General features: G+C 66.8%; 12 protein-coding genes. 7 read left to right on the plus strand and 5 right to left on the minus strand.

Features of this window, described 5'->3' with window-relative positions:
- Both RTI28_RS28930 and RTI28_RS28935 read left to right on the plus strand, forming a co-directional pair.
- Positions 1-499: reverse transcriptase domain-containing protein (locus RTI28_RS28930; RefSeq protein WP_316923665.1), on the plus strand; the 499-nt coding region annotated here is incomplete at its 5' end.
- A gap of 353 nt (positions 500-852) precedes the next feature.
- On the plus strand, positions 853-1584 hold the full coding sequence (locus RTI28_RS28935; protein WP_316923666.1) for a CPBP family intramembrane glutamic endopeptidase: 732 nt from the start codon (positions 853-855) through the stop codon (positions 1582-1584).
- Here the strand turns inward: RTI28_RS28935 and RTI28_RS28940 are convergent.
- Positions 1569-2438, minus strand: a complete 870-nt coding sequence (locus RTI28_RS28940) for a LysR substrate-binding domain-containing protein (protein ID WP_316923667.1) — start codon at positions 2436-2438, stop codon at positions 1569-1571. The genes RTI28_RS28935 and RTI28_RS28940 overlap by 16 nt on opposite strands.
- A gap of 136 nt (positions 2439-2574) precedes the next feature.
- On the opposite strand from RTI28_RS28940, the gene RTI28_RS28945 reads away from it, so the two are divergent.
- The 5 genes from RTI28_RS28945 (at position 2575) to RTI28_RS28965 (ending at position 7174) form a co-directional block, all read left to right on the plus strand.
- The gene (locus tag RTI28_RS28945; RefSeq protein ID WP_316923668.1) at positions 2575-3627 is read left to right on the plus strand and encodes an agmatine deiminase family protein; all 1053 of its coding nucleotides are present in this window, start codon (positions 2575-2577) and stop codon (positions 3625-3627) included.
- Positions 3628-3639: 12 nt separating this feature from the next.
- Complete coding sequence (gene aguB / locus RTI28_RS28950; protein ID WP_316923669.1) at positions 3640-4548, plus strand: N-carbamoylputrescine amidase; 909 nt, start codon at positions 3640-3642, stop codon at positions 4546-4548.
- 1 nt (position 4549) lies between these two features.
- Positions 4550-5644 (plus strand): extracellular solute-binding protein, encoded by a 1095-nt coding sequence (locus tag RTI28_RS28955; RefSeq protein WP_410479050.1) that lies wholly within the window; start codon positions 4550-4552, stop codon positions 5642-5644.
- 21 nt (positions 5645-5665) lie between these two features.
- Positions 5666-6784, plus strand: a complete 1119-nt coding sequence (locus RTI28_RS28960; RefSeq protein WP_316923689.1) for an agmatine deiminase family protein — start codon at positions 5666-5668, stop codon at positions 6782-6784.
- Between the two features lie 210 nt (positions 6785-6994).
- Entirely contained in the window at positions 6995-7174 is a 180-nt protein-coding gene (locus RTI28_RS28965; RefSeq protein ID WP_316923670.1) for a co-regulatory protein PtrA N-terminal domain-containing protein, read from the plus strand.
- Positions 7175-7210: 36 nt separating this feature from the next.
- On the opposite strand, the gene RTI28_RS28970 is transcribed toward RTI28_RS28965, so the two are convergent.
- From RTI28_RS28970 to RTI28_RS28985, 4 genes are all read right to left on the minus strand, one after another.
- Complete coding sequence (locus tag RTI28_RS28970; protein WP_316923671.1) at positions 7211-9358, minus strand: TonB-dependent receptor; 2148 nt, start codon at positions 9356-9358, stop codon at positions 7211-7213.
- Between the two features lie 166 nt (positions 9359-9524).
- On the minus strand, positions 9525-10325 hold the full coding sequence (locus RTI28_RS28975; protein ID WP_316923672.1) for a class II aldolase/adducin family protein: 801 nt from the start codon (positions 10323-10325) through the stop codon (positions 9525-9527).
- Between the two features lie 47 nt (positions 10326-10372).
- The gene (locus RTI28_RS28980) at positions 10373-11317 is read right to left on the minus strand and encodes a D-isomer specific 2-hydroxyacid dehydrogenase family protein (RefSeq protein WP_316923673.1); all 945 of its coding nucleotides are present in this window, start codon (positions 11315-11317) and stop codon (positions 10373-10375) included.
- Complete coding sequence (locus tag RTI28_RS28985; protein WP_316923674.1) at positions 11314-12504, minus strand: acyl-CoA dehydrogenase family protein; 1191 nt, start codon at positions 12502-12504, stop codon at positions 11314-11316. The genes RTI28_RS28980 and RTI28_RS28985 overlap by 4 nt, the downstream gene beginning before the upstream one ends.
- Positions 12505-12587: the final 83 nt, after the last annotated feature.

Consider the following 12587-nt stretch of genomic DNA (forward strand, 5'->3'; position numbering starts at 1 on the left):
CTACAAACCCGGGCCGATCAAAGGCAAGACGATCGGCAAACCTGACGGTGGAGAAAGGCTGCTGGGCATTCCCAACACGCAGGATCGAGTGATCCAGCAGGCGGTAAGCCAGCAACTGACGAAACTGTGGGATAGCGGCTTCAGCGAACACAGCTACGGGTTTCGACCCGAACGCAGCAATCTCGATGCAATCAGGGCAGCCAAGGCTTTCGTGGTGAGTGGCAAGACCTGGGTGGTCGACGTGGATATCGAGGCGTTCTTCGACGAGGTCAATCACGACCGACTCATGTCTCGCATTACCCGCGACATCCGGGACAAGCGACTGAGTCAGTACCTTGGAGCGAACTTGCGAGCGGATCTGATACTGAACGGCCAGCGAGTCAAGCGCACGGCAGGGGTCCCGCAAGGTGGCCCGCTAAGCCCGCTGCTGGCCAATCTCTATCTTGATCCGCTGGACAAGGAGCTTGAGCGCCGAGGCCTGAGTTTCTGTCGCTACTGAGACTGAATATCCCCAGCCGGGGCATCAAGCGAATCAGCTTCTACGACGGAGCCTGGAAGGCGGCAAAGCACCCGATTCTGCAACAGGCCCTAAGCAATCAATGCCTGCGGCGGTTTGGACTGATCACCGCGCAAGATCTCGCCCTCAGTGCAACGCTGAGCGATCCAACCGCCGGATGCGGAAAACCGCACGTCCGGTGGTGTGGGAGGGGTAACGGGCACTAGTCCCGTTACCTCGACCCAATCAGGGTTTCAGGCCCGCCATGGATTGTGGGAGCGGGCGTTGCCCGCGATGAGGCCGCCAGGTCAACGCAAACGTATACTGGCGAACCTGTCGCCCAAGGACTCCGCGCAATGCTCCAGGACGGACTCGCCCACCTCGCCACCTACCTGCTCCACATCACTCCCGGCCTGAGCCTCTGCGCCCTGTGGTTCTGGCTGACCCCGCAGAGCCGCAGCGGCCTGCGCATCCTGATCCTGCTGCTGGCCTTCGTCCTGGTCCGCGATGCCATGACCCCCACCGGGCTGTGGTCGCTGGATGGCCAGGTGCGCATCGGTTTCATTGCCAACCCGCTGGTACTCGCCGCGCTGGGGGTGATGTCCCTGGGGCTGATCGCCGTGCTGGCACGCCTGGCGCCCGAGCTCTGGGCGCTGATCGTCTGGCGCAAGGGCCAGCTGCCCGGCGGGCTGACCCTCGGCCTGCTCGCCGGCTGCGCCATCGGCCTGCCCCTGCGTCTGTATCAGGACAGTGCATTCACCGGCTTCGACGGCTGGCTGGCGGGCATGGTCCTCCTTGCCTACGGTGGCAACGCCCTGGAGGAGGTGCTGTTCCGCGGATTGCTGCAGGGCTGGCTGGAGCGCCACACGACCCCGCTGCGCGCCGCGCTGAACAGCGCCGTGGCCTTCGCCGCCTGCCATGTGTTCCTCGCCGCCACTGTCACCCAGGCCGGCTGGCCGGTGCTGGCGTTCACCCTGGTCGAAGGGCTGGCCTGTGCCTTGCTCCGCCTGCGCTACGGTGTGATCGCGGCCATTGCCGCCCACGGCACGGCCATCCTGCTGATCGCCGTGCCCTATGCGCAGCCCTGAGCCGTCAGCGCCTCGCGCACCCAGCCCATGAATGAGCGGGTCAAGGGACTCTTCTCGCTGTCCTGATGCACCAGGCACGCCCATTCCGGGCCCGCCACCCGGCGTTCGCTCAGCGGGTGCAGCAGGCCTTTTTCCTCGGCCCGTGCGGCCAGCAACTGGCTGACCAGGGCCACCCCGTGGCCTTCGCACGCCGCATCCAGGAGCAAGCCCGGGTCGGAGAAATTCAGCCCGTGGGTACGCTGCCCGACATCCTCGCCGCCCAGCACCGACCAGCGACTCCAGTCCATCTCCCGCTCGCCGTGCAGGGTGGTGCGCTGCGCGGCCGGCTGTGCCAGCAGGTCGGGGTGGCAGGCGGGGTAGAGGCGATCCTCGAACAGCACCTGGTGGCTGCATTCGGCCTGCGGCTCGAGGTCGTCGCGCAGGCTCAGATCGACGGTCTGGGTGGTCATGTCCGGCACCTCGAAGGTGGTGAACAGCCACAGGTCCACCTCCGGGTGCCGGCGGTGGAAGTCGCCCAGGCGCGGCAGCAGCCAGTGCCGGGCGAACGCCGGGGTGGTGTTGACCACCAGTTGGTTGGGCTTGCGGTACTGGTCCAGGCGCCGGATACCCACCGACAACTGCTGCAGCATGGCCTGGGTGGTGGCATGCAGGTCGTGCCCGGCATCGGTGAGGCTGACGCTGCGTCCGCTACGATGGAACAGCGGCTGTTCGAGAAAGGTTTCCAGGCTGCGGATCTGCTGGCTGATCGCCGACTGGGTCAGATGCAGTTCCTCGGCGGCCTTGTGGAAGCTGCCCAGGCGGGCGGCGGCTTCGAAGCCGCGCAGGGCGTTGAGAGGTGGCCAGTGTTTTAACATGATCGATAAGGCTCGCTAATCAGTTGTCGGCTAAATCCATCGTTTGTCGTGCATGAGGCTGGGCCATAGCATGACATCCATTCCGCGATCGCGGATTTCAGTAATAAAAAATACTTAACTGAAGGTGGGTGCAAACATGCAGTGCAACGGCGAACGCAGTAACGGCTGGAGGATGCCCGCGGAGTGGGCGCCCCATGCGGCGACCTGGATGGTCTGGCCGCACAACCGGGCGCTCTGGGAGAGCACCTGGACCGTGCGCCTGGAAGAGGTGCAGGCCGACTTCGCCCGGGTGGTCAACGCCATCGCCCGCTTCGAGCCGGTGAAACTGGTGGTTCATCCCGGTGCCCGGACCAGCGCCGCCGATCTGTGCGGGGCCAATGTCGAACTGATCGAGCTGGCGGTGGACGACAGCTGGTGTCGCGATTCCGGCCCGAGCTTCGTCTGCCATCCGCAGCACGGTCTGGCCGGGGTCAGCTGGCGCTTCAATGCCTGGGGCGGCAAGTCGGCCCATGGCCTGGACGAAAGCCTGGCCCGGCGCGTGCTCAACCGGCTCGGCACGGACTGCTTCGGCACCTGGCTGGCCAACGAAGGCGGGGCGATTCACGTCGACGGCGAAGGCACCCTGATCACCACCGAGTCGGTGCTGCTCAACCCCAACCGCAACCCGGGCCTGGACAAGGCCGAGGCGGAGGAGATCTTCGCGCGCCTGCTCGGCGTGACCAAGACCATCTGGCTGCCCGGCGATCCGCAGTACGTCACCGGCGACATGACCGACGGCCATGTCGATGGCGTCTGCGCCTTCGCCCGTCCCGGCGTGCTGCTGGTGGACGCGACCCACGAGCAGACCTCGGTCTACGCCGAAGTGGTGCGCGAGAACCGCCGCGCCCTGGAGCTGGCACGCGATGCCCAGGGTCGCGCCTTCGAACTGATCGACCTGTACGAAGCCAGCGCCGCGGTGGATCCCGCGGCCGAGGTGTTCTGCGCCTCGTACACCAATTTCTACATCGCCAACGGCGCGATCATCATGCCGGCCTACGGCATCGAGGCCGACGCCGAAGCGGCCCGGGTCCTGGCCGCCGCGTTCCCCGGGCGCGAAGTGGTACCGGTGCGGATCAATCATCTGGCCCATGGCGGCGGCGGGGTGCATTGCATCACCCAGCAGCAGCCGGCCTGGCCTGTATCGGAATAAGGAGCGCGTGCCATGACTTTCCTCACCGTCGCCACCACCCAGATGCCGTGCAGCTGGAACCTCGATGACAACCTCGACCGTGCCGAGCAACTGGTCCGCGATGCCGCCGCGCAGGGCGCCCAGGTGGTGCTCCTGCAGGAGCTGTTCGCCACGCCGTATTTCTGCATCGAGCAGGACCACAAGCACCTCGCCCTGGCCGAGGAATACCCGCGCAGCCGCGTGCTCCAGCGCTTCGCCGCGCTGGCCCGGGAGCTGGGCGTGGTGTTGCCGCTGAGCTGGTACGAGAAGGCCGGCAACGCCTACTTCAACTCCCTCAGCGTCGCCGATGCCGATGGCCGTCTGCTCGGGGTCTACCGCAAGACCCATATCCCCAACGCCGTCGGTTATCAGGAGAAGGAGTACTTCAGTCCCGGCGATACCGGTTTCCGGGTCTGGGACACCGCGTTCGGTCGCCTCGGCATCGGTATCTGCTGGGACCAGTGGTTCCCGGAGACCGCGCGCTGCCTGGCGCTGATGGGCGCCGAGGTGCTGCTGTTCCCCACCGCGATCGGCTCCGAGCCCGGCGCGGCGGCGTTCGACTCCCGCGACCACTGGCAGATGACCATGCGCGGTCACGCCGCGGCCAACCTGCTGCCGGTGGTGGCGGCCAACCGCATCGGCCGCGAGGTGGCCACGGGCGATGCTGAATTGCACATGGATTTCTACGGCTCGTCGTTCATCTGCGACCACAAGGGCAAGCTGCTTGCCGAAGCCGACCGCGAGACTCCCGGCGTGCTGATGCGCACCCTCGACCTCGCGGCGATGCGCGAAGAGCGCCTGACCTGGGGCATCTTCCGCGACCGCCGGCCGGAAATGTACCGCACCCTGCTCAGCCTGGACGGCGGGTCCACCAGCATCTGGCGCACGGGCCGGGAGGTGTGAAATGAAACCACGCATGCTGACGCTGCTGGGCCTGGCGCTGTGCCTGAGCCAGGGCCTGGCCCATGGCGACGACCAGGAGCGCACCCTGCGCCTGTACAACTGGTCCGACTATTTCGCCGAGGACACCCTGGCGCGCTTCACCGCCGAAACCGGGATCAAGGTGATCTATGACGTGATGGACAGCAGCGAGGTGCTGGAGGCCAAGCTGATGACCTCCGGCAGCGGCTACGACCTGATCTTTCCCGGCGACACCGTGGCCGAGCGCCTGATGCGCGCCGGCAGCCTGCAGCCGCTCGACCCGGCCAGGCTCACCGCCCTGGCCGATATCGAGCCGGGCCTGCAGCGGCTGCGCCAGCACTATCCGCATTCGGCGGCGGCCACCGTGCCCTACACCTGGGGCAGCATCGGCCTGACCTACAACGAAGAGCAGATCCGCAAGCGCCTGCCGGATGCCCCGGTGAACAGCCTCGACCTGCTGTTCAAGCCGGAGCTGGCGGCGAAGTTCGCCGACTGCGGGATCTCGCTGATCGACTCGCCGGACGAGGTCCTGGCGGTGGCTCTCAACTACCTTGGCCGCGAGCCGCGCAGCGCCAGGCCGGAAGACCTGGCCGCGGCCAGCGAGCTGCTGATGAAGGTGCGGCCGTATATCCGCAAGTTCCAGTCGCAGCCGGTCACCGACCTGGTCAACGGCAACCTGTGCCTGTCCCTCGGCTACAGCGGCGACATGACCCAGGCCCAGCGCACCGCCGATGCCGCCGGCAAGCCGGTGCGTTTCCAGTACCGCATCCCCCGCGAGGGCACCACGGTGTGGATGGACAGCATGGCGATCCCGGTGGATGCCAAACATCCGGAATACGCCTATGCCTTCATCAATTTCGTCATGCGCCCGGAGAACATGGCGGCCATCAGCAACTTCACCGGCTACCCGACCTCCAGCGCCAGGGCGCGACCGCAGGTCGATCCGTCGATGCGTGACAACCCGGATATCTACCCTGACGAAAGCGCCTTCCAGCGCCTGATTCCGGGCAAGGACATCCCGCAAGCGGCCATGCGCGCGCGAATGCGTGCCTGGACCAAGTTCAAGACCGCCAGTTGACCCAGAAAGAGTGAAATGACCATGCCGACCCGCCGCCACTTCATCCGGCAGCTTTCCATCGCCAGCAGCCTGGGCCTGATCGCCAGTGCCGGGCTGAACCCCTTGCGCGTCTTCGCCGCCGACGAAGACGCCTGGTTCATGCCCGACGAGGGCGAACGCCAGCGCCATGCCTGGATCGCCTTCGGTGCCCAGGAGGCGATCTGGGAGGACTTCACCGGTGATGTGCAGGAAGCGCTGGGGCGTATCGCTCGCGCGATCGCCCGGTTCCAGCCGCTGACCGTGCTGTGCCGCAGCGACGAGCGCGAGCTGGCCGAGGAGCTGTGCGGCGGCGCCAATGTGCGTTTTCTCGAAACCGGGCTGGACGATATCTGGATGCGCGATATCGGTGCCAACTTCCTCACCACCGAGGACGGCGGCCTGACCGCGCTGGATTTCAACTTCAACGGCTGGGGTGGCAAGCAGCGGCATGGCCAGGATGCCCGGGTCGCGGCGCTCATGGCCCGCGACGTCGGCGCGCGGTACCTGCGCAGCGAGCTGGTGGGCGAGGGCGGTGGCATCGAGGTGGACGGGCATGGGACCGGGATCATGACCGAGAGCTGCTGGGTCAATGGCAACCGCAATCCCGACTGGACCCGGGCCGAGGTGGAGGAGGAACTGAAGGCCTGCCTGGGGCTGCGCAAGATCATCTGGCTGCCGGGGATTCGCGGCAAGGACATCACCGATGCCCATGTCGATTTCTATGCGCGCTTCGTCAGTCCCGGGGTGGTGGTGGCCAACCTGGATAGCGATCCGCAGTCCTATGACTACGCGGTGACGCGCCGGCATCTGGATATCCTGCAGAACGCCACCGACGCCGATGGGCGCAGGTTGCAGGTGCATGTGCTGTCGCCGCCGTTGAAGCCGCGGCGCAGCCGGTTCAACCGTGACAACCCGGATTTTGCCGCGGGGTATATCAACTACTTCGTGATCAATGGCGCGGTGCTCATGCCGCAGTTCGGCGATGCGGCGGCGGATGGCAAGGCGCGGGCGTTGCTTGAGGCGCTGTATCCGGAGCGGGAGGTGGTGGCGCTGGATATCGATGCGATCGCGGCGGGAGGCGGGGGGATTCACTGTGTGACGCATCAGTTGCCGTGGGTCTAGGAGCAGGTGTGCCTGTAGGAGCGAGGCTTGCCCGCGAAGGCCTGCGAAGCAGGCCCAATTTGGGACCGCGTTGCGGTCCTTCGCGGGCAAGCCTCGCTCCTACGAGGGAATCGTGCAATCCCGGAGCCAGGCAGTTAATTCCCGGTTAATCACCGCTTCGGACAATGCGCGGGCAACTGATTATCGTTATCCACGCAAAGGTTTTCCCACATGTCCGTTCTCAAAGCTGCAACCCTGTCCATCCTCTTCGCCCTGCCGGTCCTGGCCCATGCCGAAGGCGGCAGCGACCGGGTCAACGAATGGCACGCGCAATTCCAGCAGGCACAAAAAGAGGCACCGCAGCAGGCGGTAGCCGACAAGAAAGCCGAGTCGAACAAGCGCGACTCCTGATCCGCAAAGGGCCTGCATCCGCAGGCCCTTTTTCATTCACAGGTCATACCGCACGCTCAAGGTGATGGTCCGCGGATCGTTCACCGAGTAATACGCCGTGCTGCTCGCCGCCGAGTAGGCGATGTTCTGCGGATAGGCGCGGTTGAGCAGGTTCTTCACCGCCAGGGTAGTGGTCCAGTGACCATCGCCGCTGCTGTAGCTGGTGTTGGCGTTCCAGAAGCTCTGTTGCGGCACTTCGTAGATGTCCCCGTTCACCGCGTTGGCATAGGAGCGGGTCTGGAACTGCCAGTCGGTGCCCGCCACCAGCGCGCCCGGCAGGTCCACCGGGACCGTCCAGTTCAGGCCCAGCGCCAGGTTCCAGCGCGGGGCGAAGACCATGCGGTTGCCATCGGCGTCCACCCCCGGTCCCGCGGCGTTCTTGAAGTCGTCGTACTGCGCCTCGAGGTAGCCGAGGTTGGCACTCAGGGTCAGGTCGCGGCTGAGCAGGGCGGTGTTCTCCAGTTCCACCCCATAGCTGTGCGCGCTGCCGACGTTGGTGCGCAGGTTGGCACTGATCGCCGGGTCCCAGGCGTTGGTCTGCAGGTCCTTGTAGTCGTTGTAGAACACCGCCACGTTGCTGCGCAGGCGCCCGCCGAGGTAGTCGCCCTTGAGCCCGGTCTCGTAGGTGATGACGTTCTCCGGGTCGAAGCCCTGCAGGGCAGCCAGGCGGGTCGGCGCGCGGTTGTCGAAGCCGCCGGCCTTGAAGCCCTTGGCCACGTAGCCGTACTGGGTCAGGGCGTCGCTCCAGGCATATTCCAGGCCCAGCTTGGGGCTGAACGAGGCCCAGCTTTCGCTGGTCTCGGCGTTGAAGTTGAGGCCGGTGATCTGCCGCGCGGTGGTGATCCGGTAGTTGTTGTAGTCGAAGTTCTTGTGCTCGGCGGTGTAGCGCAGGCCGGCGGTCAGCGACAGGCGCGAGGTCAGCTTGTAGCTGCCCTGGCCATACAGCGCGTAGCTCTCGGTATCGGTGGTGCTGTACTGGCCGCTGGCGTTGACCCGATCGGCCGCCACCGAGTAGGTGAGGCTGTCGCGCTCGGCGCGGAAACGTTCCTTGTACAGGTAGGCGCCGAGGGTGAAGTTGAGGCGCTCGTAGTCGCCGTTGAGCTGGAATTCCTGGGTGGCGTAGCGCTGCTTGTAGCGGATCAGGTTGTTCTGCGTGGGCGCCGCGTTGCCGACGTTGGCTTCGCCGGAGTTGTCGTAGTTCACCGGCTGGTCGAAGGCCGACCAGGCGGTGACCGACTTGAAGCTCAGCTGGTCGTCGAAGTGGTAGATCGAGCGCAGCACTGCGCTGCCCTGGTCGAGGCGGTTCTTCGGGTTGAGGCTGCTGTAGGTCTTGAACTTGTCGAAGTGGCCGTTGGCCGGGTCGAACGGGGTGTAGCTGGTGGTGTCGCCGCGGTCGAAGGTGCCGGCCAGGGTCAACTGGGTGTCCCACGCCGAATCCACCGGAGCCAGGCGCAGCTTGCCGCGATAGGACTGGATATCGACGCTGTTGACGTCCTTGTGGCGGGTGCGGTTGTACACCGTGCCGTCGCGGCTCAGGCGCAGGGCCGAGAAGCTGGCGAACAGGGTGTCGTCCACCAGCGGTCCGCTGACCAGCAGGCGACCGTTGCGCGCATCGTAGTTGCCGGCGCCGAGTTCGACGAAGGCCCGGGTCTTCTGGTCCGGGTCGCGGGTGATCACGCGGATCGCCCCGGCGGCGCTGTTGCGCCCGTACAGGGTGCCTTGCGGGCCACGCAGGACCTCGACGCGCTCGACATCGTTGAAGTCGAGCATCGAGGAAATCGCCCGCGGGATGTACAGGTCGTCGGCGTATACCGCCACCGCCGCTTCCTGGATCGGGTCGGTCTCGCCGATGCCACGGATGCCGTAGGTCTGCGCGCTGTAGGAGATCGACTGGCGGGAGAGGGTCAGGTTGGGCACGCGCCCGGAGAGGTCGCGGATATTGTTGATCTGCTGGTCGCGCAGGGTGTTCTCGTCGAAGGCGCTGATCGCCAGCGGGGCTTTCTGCAGGTCTTCCTGACGGTGTTCGGCGGTGACGGTGACGCTGGGCAGGCGTTCTTCCCTGGCCTGTTCGGGAGCGGCGAGGGTGGTCAGGGGCAAGGACAGCAACAACGGCGGGAGGGCGTGGCGCAAGGCGGGTTTGGGCATGATTGGTTTCCGGCTGGTTTCTTTGGGGCCTCCCTGGGTGGGGTCGGTGGTTATTTGGGCCTGCTTTGCAGGCCTTCGCGGGCAAGCCACGCTCCTACGGGATACGCGCTCTCCTCGTAGGAGCGTGGCTTGCCCGCGAAGGACCGCAAAGCGGTCCCCCTGTACATCACTGCTTGTAATCATCCCCCTCCCGGTCCAGCTGGCGGATCAGCGCATCCCAGTGCCGCTGGATCCCCGGATTGTTGCCATCGAGGAACGCCGCGCTCTGCTGCTTCACTTTCTCGATCGCCGCCTCCGGCGCGAACAGCAGGTCGGCATTGCCCCCGGCCTGCGCGGCGATCTGGATATTGCAGGCCCGCTCCAGTCCATGCAGCTCGCGGAAGGCATGTTCGACACTGCTGCCGCCGGTGAGCAGCCCGTGATTGCGCAGGATCAGGATATTGCTGTCGCCCAGGTGGGCGACCAGGCGCTGCTGTTCATCCAGGTCCAGCGCCACCCCCTCGTAGGTGTGATAGACAACCCGGCTGTAGTAGGCCAGGGCATGCTGCGATAGCGGCAGCAGGCCATCGCGCTGCGCCGACACCGCCGCGCCGTCGCGGGTGTGGGTGTGCAGCACCGCCTTGAGGTCCGGGCGGGCGCGGTGGATGGCGCTGTGGATGACGTAGCCGGCCTGGTTGATGCCGAGCCCCAGCGGGTCGTCGATGAGGGTCCCGTCGACATCCACCTTGACCAGGTTGGAGGCGCTGATTTCATCGAACAGCAGGCCGTAGGCATTGATCAGGAAATGCTCGTCCGGTCCCGGTACCCGCGCCGAGAAGTGCGTGTAGATATGGTCGGTCCAGCGAAACAGCGCGGCCAGGCGGTAGGCGGCGGCGAGCTTGACCCGCACCTCCCACTCTTCGGCGCTGACCCGCTGGCGCACGCTGGCGAGGTCGGAGGAAACGGGCAGAACGGATACGGCTGTCATTGCAGTGCTCCCCACGCGCCAGGGGCGCGTTCAAGTTCGGTGAAAGGTCAGTAGCCGCGCTGGTGGTCGACCAGGTTGCGCAATGGCTGACCCAGGTGATAGCGCTGGAAGTTGTCGGCGAAGTCCTCGGCGAAGCCACGGATGCCCTCGGTGGAAATCGCGCAGGTATGCGGCGAGATGAACACCCGCGGATCGCTGTACAGCGGGTGGCCGGCCGGCAGCGGTTCGGGTTCGGTGACATCCAGGGTGGCGCGGCCGATGCGCCCGGCTTCCAGCGCTTCGAGCAGCGCCTGCTGGTCGAGCAGGCCGCCGCGGGCGATGTTCACCAGGTGCAGGCCGGGCTTGGCGCTGGCCAGTACCTGGCGATCGATCACGCCACGGGTCTGCGCGGTGAGTGGCGCGGCCAGGACCAGATGGTCGGACTCGGCGAACAGCTGATGGATATCCGCCACGGCTTGCACCGGCACCCCGGCCTCCAGTGGTTGCCCGGGGCGGCCGAGGGCGATCACCCGCAGGTCCAGCGCCGTGGCCTTGGCCGCCAGGGCCCGGCCGATGCTGCCCAGGCCGAGGATGCCGAGGGTCTTGCCGCGTACCGGCTGCAGCGGGCTGAAGGTCCAGTCGTCGTCCTTGACCCAGATGTTCGGCAACTGCTTGGCCGCGGAGAAGATCGCCGCCAGGGCGAACTCGGCGACCTGCTCGGCATTGCTGCCCTTGCCACTGGTGACCGGCGGCCCCTGGAACAGCCAGTCCGGGTAGAAGTCGATGCCCGACGACACCAGCTGCACCCAGCGCAGCGACCAGGGCCAGCCGCGCGGCGCGTCGTCGACACGGCGCCCGCGCACGTTGACCGGGCGCACGATCAGCACGTCGGCGCGCTCGGCATTGAATTGTTCGGGGGCCAGGTCGATCACCCGGTGTCCGGGCAGACGCTGGCGCAGCAGCTCGTTGGCCTGGGCGTCGAGCTGGCTGGCGATCACGCTGATGGCGCTCATGAGGCGATTCCTGCATCGAGGGCAGCGCGACCGCTGCCGTGGAAGACCACGTCGTCCTGGGGGGTATGGATACGTCCGCAGAGCACGTCGCGGTAATGCCGCTCCAGCGGGTTGTGCCGCGACAGACCGGGATTGCCGGTGGCCTCGATGGCCAGCTCCACCGCCTGGATGGCGTTCTGCGTGACCAGTTGCTTGAGCTGCCCGGCATTGCCCGCGTCGACCAGGCCGGCGGCGGCGGAGTCGAGCAGGTTGCGGTTGGCGAACAGCAGGGTGTCGATGCGCCCGACCCGCTCCTGGAAGCGCGGCAGGCTGGCCAGCGGCTGGCCGAGGTTGGACGGCACCCGCTCGCGCAGGAAGGTCACCAGCCAGTCGCGGGCGGCCTGGGCCACGGCGTCGTAGATGCTCGACAGCAGCACCGCCATCCACACCAGGCTTTCGCCGTCCAGCTCCGCGCGCGGCGCGCTGGCCGGGCTGACCGCCACGGCGTGCTCCAGCGGCAGCAGGACATCGTCGAATTCGACCCGGTGGCTGCAGGTGGCACGCATGCCGAGGTGGTCCCATTCATCGACGATGCGGACGCCGGGGGTGTCCTTGTGCACCAGGAAGCCACCCACCAGCGGATCGGCATCGTCGCTGCGCGCCCACACCAGGTACCAGGTCAGGCCATGGCTGCCGGTGGAGTACAGCTTGGTCCCGGACAGCCGCCAGCCCTCGGCGGTACGCCGCGCCACGGTCGCCGGCAGGCCGCCGCGGGCCGGGGTGCCGAGCTCCGGTTCGACCCGGAAGGCGTTGATCAGCGCGCCGTGCTCCACCGCCTCGCGAGCCAGTCGCTCACGCAGCGCGACGGGCCAGCGCAGGTCGTCCTGCAGGCGGAAATGCTGCAGGTACTGCATCACCAGGATCAGCGCGGTGGAGGGTTCGCCCTTGGCCACCGCGCTGATCACCTTGCGCGCGGTGGGCAGATCGGCACCGCCGCCACCGAGCGCCGTGGGTACCGTCAGGGCAAGCAGGCCATGGCGTTGCAGCAGCTCGAAATTGGCCGTGGGAAAGGCGCCGCTGCGGTCGAAACCGGCGGCGCTGGCCGCCAGTTCGCGGGTGATGTTCGCAAGGACCGGGTCCAGGCCGGAGGGAGGGCTGTCCGGTACGGACGGCCGGTGCAGCGGGACAGCAGCGGAAGACTGGCTCATCGGGCACTCATCGCATAAGACGCTGGGGGCGCCCGCCTCGGAGCGCCGTTGGCCCGCCCTGGACAGCGGATCCATGCCGGCGG

Source organism: Pseudomonas sp. zfem002 (genome assembly GCF_032621685.1).
GTDB classification, from domain to species: domain Bacteria; phylum Pseudomonadota; class Gammaproteobacteria; order Pseudomonadales; family Pseudomonadaceae; genus Aquipseudomonas; species Aquipseudomonas japonica.

Excerpts from the sequence above, each read along its gene's own strand:
- RTI28_RS28935 (WP_316923666.1), top strand. The coding sequence starts at position 853 with ATGCTCCAGGACGGACTCGCCCACCTCGCCACCTACCTGCTCCACATC.
- RTI28_RS28940 (WP_316923667.1), bottom strand. The coding sequence starts at position 2,438 with ATGTTAAAACACTGGCCACCTCTCAACGCCCTGCGCGGCTTCGAAGCC.
- RTI28_RS28945 (WP_316923668.1), top strand. The coding sequence starts at position 2,575 with ATGCAGTGCAACGGCGAACGCAGTAACGGCTGGAGGATGCCCGCGGAG.
- aguB (WP_316923669.1), top strand. The coding sequence starts at position 3,640 with ATGACTTTCCTCACCGTCGCCACCACCCAGATGCCGTGCAGCTGGAAC.
- RTI28_RS28955 (WP_410479050.1), top strand. The coding sequence starts at position 4,550 with ATGAAACCACGCATGCTGACGCTGCTGGGCCTGGCGCTGTGCCTGAGC.
- RTI28_RS28960 (WP_316923689.1), top strand. The coding sequence starts at position 5,666 with ATGCCGACCCGCCGCCACTTCATCCGGCAGCTTTCCATCGCCAGCAGC.
- RTI28_RS28965 (WP_316923670.1), top strand. The coding sequence starts at position 6,995 with ATGTCCGTTCTCAAAGCTGCAACCCTGTCCATCCTCTTCGCCCTGCCG.
- RTI28_RS28970 (WP_316923671.1), bottom strand. The coding sequence starts at position 9,358 with ATGCCCAAACCCGCCTTGCGCCACGCCCTCCCGCCGTTGTTGCTGTCC.
- RTI28_RS28975 (WP_316923672.1), bottom strand. The coding sequence starts at position 10,325 with ATGACAGCCGTATCCGTTCTGCCCGTTTCCTCCGACCTCGCCAGCGTG.
- RTI28_RS28980 (WP_316923673.1), bottom strand. The coding sequence starts at position 11,317 with ATGAGCGCCATCAGCGTGATCGCCAGCCAGCTCGACGCCCAGGCCAAC.
- RTI28_RS28985 (WP_316923674.1), bottom strand. The coding sequence starts at position 12,504 with ATGAGCCAGTCTTCCGCTGCTGTCCCGCTGCACCGGCCGTCCGTACCG.